The organism is Acinetobacter soli (assembly GCF_000760595.1).
GTDB lineage: Bacteria > Pseudomonadota > Gammaproteobacteria > Pseudomonadales > Moraxellaceae > Acinetobacter > Acinetobacter soli.
In genome coordinates this window covers 1-5,386 of sequence record NZ_BBNM01000021.1, presented here as the reverse complement: position 1 = coordinate 5,386, position 5,386 = coordinate 1, and the positions used below count along the sequence as shown (strand labels likewise).

The window sequence follows — 5,386 nt, the reverse complement described above, 5'->3', positions numbered from 1 at the left end:
GAGCATGGCACTATGTTTACTCTTGCGCTTGTTCGTTTTCCGCCTACTGCGACTAAAGAGATTCAGTACCTTAACGCTAAAGGTGCTTTGACTTATACCGATATTGCTGGCGACCCTGTTTTGTATGGCAACTTGCCGCCGCGTGAAATTTCTATGAAGGATGTTTTCCGTTCTGGTGATTCGTCTAAGAAGTTTAAGATTGCTGAGGGTCAGTGGTATCGTTATGCGCCTTCGTATGTTTCTCCTGCTTATCACCTTCTTGAAGGCTTCCCATTCATTCAGGAACCGCCTTCTGGTGATTTGCAAGAACGCGTACTTATTCGCCACCATGATTATGACCAGTGTTTCCAGTCCGTTCAGTTGTTGCAGTGGAATAGTCAGGTTAAATTTAATGTGACCGTTTATCGCAATCTGCCGACCACTCGCGATTCAATCATGACTTCGTGATAAAAGATTGAGTGTGAGGTTATAACGCCGAAGCGGTAAAAATTTTAATTTTTGCCGCTGAGGGGTTGACCAAGCGAAGCGCGGTAGGTTTTCTGCTTAGGAGTTTAATCATGTTTCAGACTTTTATTTCTCGCCATAATTCAAACTTTTTTTCTGATAAGCTGGTTCTCACTTCTGTTACTCCAGCTTCTTCGGCACCTGTTTTACAGACACCTAAAGCTACATCGTCAACGTTATATTTTGATAGTTTGACGGTTAATGCTGGTAATGGTGGTTTTCTTCATTGCATTCAGATGGATACATCTGTCAACGCCGCTAATCAGGTTGTTTCTGTTGGTGCTGATATTGCTTTTGATGCCGACCCTAAATTTTTTGCCTGTTTGGTTCGCTTTGAGTCTTCTTCGGTTCCGACTACCCTCCCGACTGCCTATGATGTTTATCCTTTGGATGGTCGCCATGATGGTGGTTATTATACCGTCAAGGACTGTGTGACTATTGACGTCCTTCCCCGTACGCCGGGCAATAATGTTTATGTTGGTTTCATGGTTTGGTCTAACTTTACCGCTACTAAATGCCGCGGATTGGTTTCGCTGAATCAGGTTATTAAAGAGATTATTTGTCTCCAGCCACTTAAGTGAGGTGATTTATGTTTGGTGCTATTGCTGGCGGTATTGCTTCTGCTCTTGCTGGTGGCGCCATGTCTAAATTGTTTGGAGGCGGTCAAAAAGCCGCCTCCGGTGGCATTCAAGGTGATGTGCTTGCTACCGATAACAATACTGTAGGCATGGGTGATGCTGGTATTAAATCTGCCATTCAAGGCTCTAATGTTCCTAACCCTGATGAGGCCGTCCCTAGTTTTGTTTCTGGTGCTATGGCTAAAGCTGGTAAAGGACTTCTTGAAGGTACGTTGCAGGCTGGCACTTCTGCCGTTTCTGATAAGTTGCTTGATTTGGTTGGACTTGGTGGCAAGTCTGCCGCTGATAAAGGAAAGGATACTCGTGATTATCTTGCTGCTGCATTTCCTGAGCTTAATGCTTGGGAGCGTGCTGGTGCTGATGCTTCCTCTGCTGGTATGGTTGACGCCGGATTTGAGAATCAAAAAGAGCTTACTAAAATGCAACTGGACAATCAGAAAGAGATTGCCGAGATGCAAAATGAGACTCAAAAAGAGATTGCTGGCATTCAGTCGGCGACTTCACGCCAGAATACGAAAGACCAGGTATATGCACAAAATGAGATGCTTGCTTATCAACAGAAGGAGTCTACTGCTCGCGTTGCGTCTATTATGGAAAACACCAATCTTTCCAAGCAACAGCAGGTTTCCGAGATTATGCGCCAAATGCTTACTCAAGCTCAAACGGCTGGTCAGTATTTTACCAATGACCAAATCAAAGAAATGACTCGCAAGGTTAGTGCTGAGGTTGACTTAGTTCATCAGCAAACGCAGAATCAGCGGTATGGCTCTTCTCATATTGGCGCTACTGCAAAGGATATTTCTAATGTCGTCACTGATGCTGCTTCTGGTGTGGTTGATATTTTTCATGGTATTGATAAAGCTGTTGCCGATACTTGGAACAATTTCTGGAAAGACGGTAAAGCTGATGGTATTGGCTCTAATTTGTCTAGGAAATAACCGTCAGGATTGACACCCTCCCAATTGTATGTTTTCATGCCTCCAAATCTTGGAGGCTTTTTTATGGTTCGTTCTTATTACCCTTCTGAATGTCACGCTGATTATTTTGACTTTGAGCGTATCGAGGCTCTTAAACCTGCTATTGAGGCTTGTGGCATTTCTACTCTTTCTCAATCCCCAATGCTTGGCTTCCATAAGCAGATGGATAACCGCATCAAGCTCTTGGAAGAGATTCTGTCTTTTCGTATGCAGGGCGTTGAGTTCGATAATGGTGATATGTATGTTGACGGCCATAAGGCTGCTTCTGACGTTCGTGATGAGTTTGTATCTGTTACTGAGAAGTTAATGGATGAATTGGCACAATGCTACAATGTGCTCCCCCAACTTGATATTAATAACACTATAGACCACCGCCCCGAAGGGGACGAAAAATGGTTTTTAGAGAACGAGAAGACGGTTACGCAGTTTTGCCGCAAGCTGGCTGCTGAACGCCCTCTTAAGGATATTCGCGATGAGTATAATTACCCCAAAAAGAAAGGTATTAAGGATGAGTGTTCAAGATTGCTGGAGGCCTCCACTATGAAATCGCGTAGAGGCTTTGCTATTCAGCGTTTGATGAATGCAATGCGACAGGCTCATGCTGATGGTTGGTTTATCGTTTTTGACACTCTCACGTTGGCTGACGACCGATTAGAGGCGTTTTATGATAATCCCAATGCTTTGCGTGACTATTTTCGTGATATTGGTCGTATGGTTCTTGCTGCCGAGGGTCGCAAGGCTAATGATTCACACGCCGACTGCTATCAGTATTTTTGTGTGCCTGAGTATGGTACAGCTAATGGCCGTCTTCATTTCCATGCGGTGCACTTTATGCGGACACTTCCTACAGGTAGCGTTGACCCTAATTTTGGTCGTCGGGTACGCAATCGCCGCCAGTTAAATAGCTTGCAAAATACGTGGCCTTATGGTTACAGTATGCCCATCGCAGTTCGCTACACGCAGGACGCTTTTTCACGTTCTGGTTGGTTGTGGCCTGTTGATGCTAAAGGTGAGCCGCTTAAAGCTACCAGTTATATGGCTGTTGGTTTCTATGTGGCTAAATACGTTAACAAAAAGTCAGATATGGACCTTGCTGCTAAAGGTCTAGGAGCTAAAGAATGGAACAACTCACTAAAAACCAAGCTGTCGCTACTTCCCAAGAAGCTGTTCAGAATCAGAATGAGCCGCAACTTCGGGATGAAAATGCTCACAATGACAAATCTGTCCACGGAGTGCTTAATCCAACTTACCAAGCTGGGTTACGACGCGACGCCGTTCAACCAGATATTGAAGCAGAACGCAAAAAGAGAGATGAGATTGAGGCTGGGAAAAGTTACTGTAGCCGACGTTTTGGCGGCGCAACCTGTGACGACAAATCTGCTCAAATTTATGCGCGCTTCGATAAAAATGATTGGCGTATCCAACCTGCAGAGTTTTATCGCTTCCATGACGCAGAAGTTAACACTTTCGGATATTTCTGATGAGTCGAAAAATTATCTTGATAAAGCAGGAATTACTACTGCTTGTTTACGAATTAAATCGAAGTGGACTGCTGGCGGAAAATGAGAAAATTCGACCTATCCTTGCGCAGCTCGAGAAGCTCTTACTTTGCGACCTTTCGCCATCAACTAACGATTCTGTCAAAAACTGACGCGTTGGATGAGGAGAAGTGGCTTAATATGCTTGGCACGTTCGTCAAGGACTGGTTTAGATATGAGTCACATTTTGTTCATGGTAGAGATTCTCTTGTTGACATTTTAAAAGAGCGTGGATTACTATCTGAGTCCGATGCTGTTCAACCACTAATAGGTAAGAAATCATGAGTCAAGTTACTGAACAATCCGTACGTTTCCAGACCGCTTTGGCCTCTATTAAGCTCATTCAGGCTTCTGCCGTTTTGGATTTAACCGAAGATGATTTCGATTTTCTGACGAGTAACAAAGTTTGGATTGCTACTGACCGCTCTCGTGCTCGTCGCTGCGTTGAGGCTTGCGTTTATGGTACGCTGGACTTTGTAGGATACCCTCGCTTTCCTGCTCCTGTTGAGTTTATTGCTGCCGTCATTGCTTATTATGTTCATCCCGTCAACATTCAAACGGCCTGTCTCATCATGGAAGGCGCTGAATTTACGGAAAACATTATTAATGGCGTCGAGCGTCCGGTTAAAGCCGCTGAATTGTTCGCGTTTACCTTGCGTGTACGCGCAGGAAACACTGACGTTCTTACTGACGCAGAAGAAAACGTGCGTCAAAAATTACGTGCAGAAGGAGTGATGTAATGTCTAAAGGTAAAAAACGTTCTGGCGCTCGCCCTGGTCGTCCGCAGCCGTTGCGAGGTACTAAAGGCAAGCGTAAAGGCGCTCGTCTTTGGTATGTAGGTGGTCAACAATTTTAATTGCAGGGGCTTCGGCCCCTTACTTGAGGATAAATTATGTCTAATATTCAAACTGGCGCCGAGCGTATGCCGCATGACCTTTCCCATCTTGGCTTCCTTGCTGGTCAGATTGGTCGTCTTATTACCATTTCAACTACTCCGGTTATCGCTGGCGACTCCTTCGAGATGGACGCCGTTGGCGCTCTCCGTCTTTCTCCATTGCGTCGTGGCCTTGCTATTGACTCTACTGTAGACATTTTTACTTTTTATGTCCCTCATCGTCACGTTTATGGTGAACAGTGGATTAAGTTCATGAAGGATGGTGTTAATGCCACTCCTCTCCCGACTGTTAACACTACTGGTTATATTGACCATGCCGCTTTTCTTGGCACGATTAACCCTGATACCAATAAAATCCCTAAGCATTTGTTTCAGGGTTATTTGAATATCTATAACAACTATTTTAAAGCGCCGTGGATGCCTGACCGTACCGAGGCTAACCCTAATGAGCTTAATCAAGATGATGCTCGTTATGGTTTCCGTTGCTGCCATCTCAAAAACATTTGGACTGCTCCGCTTCCTCCTGAGACTGAGCTTTCTCGCCAAATGACGACTTCTACCACATCTATTGACATTATGGGTCTGCAAGCTGCTTATGCTAATTTGCATACTGACCAAGAACGTGATTACTTCATGCAGCGTTACCATGATGTTATTTCTTCATTTGGAGGTAAAACCTCTTATGACGCTGACAACCGTCCTTTACTTGTCATGCGCTCTAATCTCTGGGCATCTGGCTATGATGTTGATGGAACTGACCAAACGTCGTTAGGCCAGTTTTCTGGTCGTGTTCAACAGACCTATAAACATTCTGTGCCGCGTTTCTTTGTTCCT

General features: G+C 44.7%; 9 protein-coding genes. All 9 read left to right on the top strand.

Annotation, left to right across the window (positions count from 1 at the left end):
• A partial coding sequence (locus tag Aso01_RS16215) for a major capsid protein (RefSeq protein ID WP_032512316.1) occupies positions 1-447 on the top strand: 447 nt, incomplete at its 5' end.
• Between the two features lie 110 nt (positions 448-557).
• On the top strand, positions 558-1,085 hold the full coding sequence (locus Aso01_RS16210; protein ID WP_000487867.1) for a hypothetical protein: 528 nt from the start codon (positions 558-560) through the stop codon (positions 1,083-1,085).
• Between the two features lie 8 nt (positions 1,086-1,093).
• Positions 1,094-2,080, top strand: coding sequence for a Minor spike protein (locus Aso01_RS16205; protein ID WP_000466547.1), 987 nt, complete (start codon positions 1,094-1,096; stop codon positions 2,078-2,080).
• Positions 2,081-2,143: 63 nt separating this feature from the next.
• Positions 2,144-3,685 carry a replication endonuclease gene (locus Aso01_RS16200; RefSeq protein ID WP_000252566.1) on the top strand — a complete coding sequence of 514 codons (1,542 nt, stop codon included), beginning with the start codon at positions 2,144-2,146 and terminating at the stop codon, positions 3,683-3,685.
• Positions 3,618-3,770: a hypothetical protein gene (locus Aso01_RS16195; protein WP_435988044.1), complete on the top strand. Its 153-nt coding sequence runs from the start codon at positions 3,618-3,620 to the stop codon at positions 3,768-3,770. Before Aso01_RS16200 ends, Aso01_RS16195 begins: the two co-directional genes overlap by 68 nt.
• Positions 3,703-3,942: a phage DNA packaging protein C gene (locus Aso01_RS16190; protein WP_016670801.1), complete on the top strand. Its 240-nt coding sequence runs from the start codon at positions 3,703-3,705 to the stop codon at positions 3,940-3,942. The genes Aso01_RS16195 and Aso01_RS16190 overlap by 68 nt, the downstream gene beginning before the upstream one ends.
• Positions 3,939-4,397 carry a scaffolding protein D gene (locus Aso01_RS16185; RefSeq protein WP_000084700.1) on the top strand — a complete coding sequence of 153 codons (459 nt, stop codon included), beginning with the start codon at positions 3,939-3,941 and terminating at the stop codon, positions 4,395-4,397. Before Aso01_RS16190 ends, Aso01_RS16185 begins: the two co-directional genes overlap by 4 nt.
• The gene (locus Aso01_RS16180; protein ID WP_000033471.1) at positions 4,397-4,513 is read left to right on the top strand and encodes a phage DNA packaging protein J; all 117 of its coding nucleotides are present in this window, start codon (positions 4,397-4,399) and stop codon (positions 4,511-4,513) included. The genes Aso01_RS16185 and Aso01_RS16180 overlap by 1 nt, the downstream gene beginning before the upstream one ends.
• A gap of 36 nt (positions 4,514-4,549) precedes the next feature.
• Positions 4,550-5,386 (top strand): major capsid protein (locus Aso01_RS16175; RefSeq protein ID WP_001931190.1); only part of this gene is annotated, 837 nt, incomplete at its 3' end.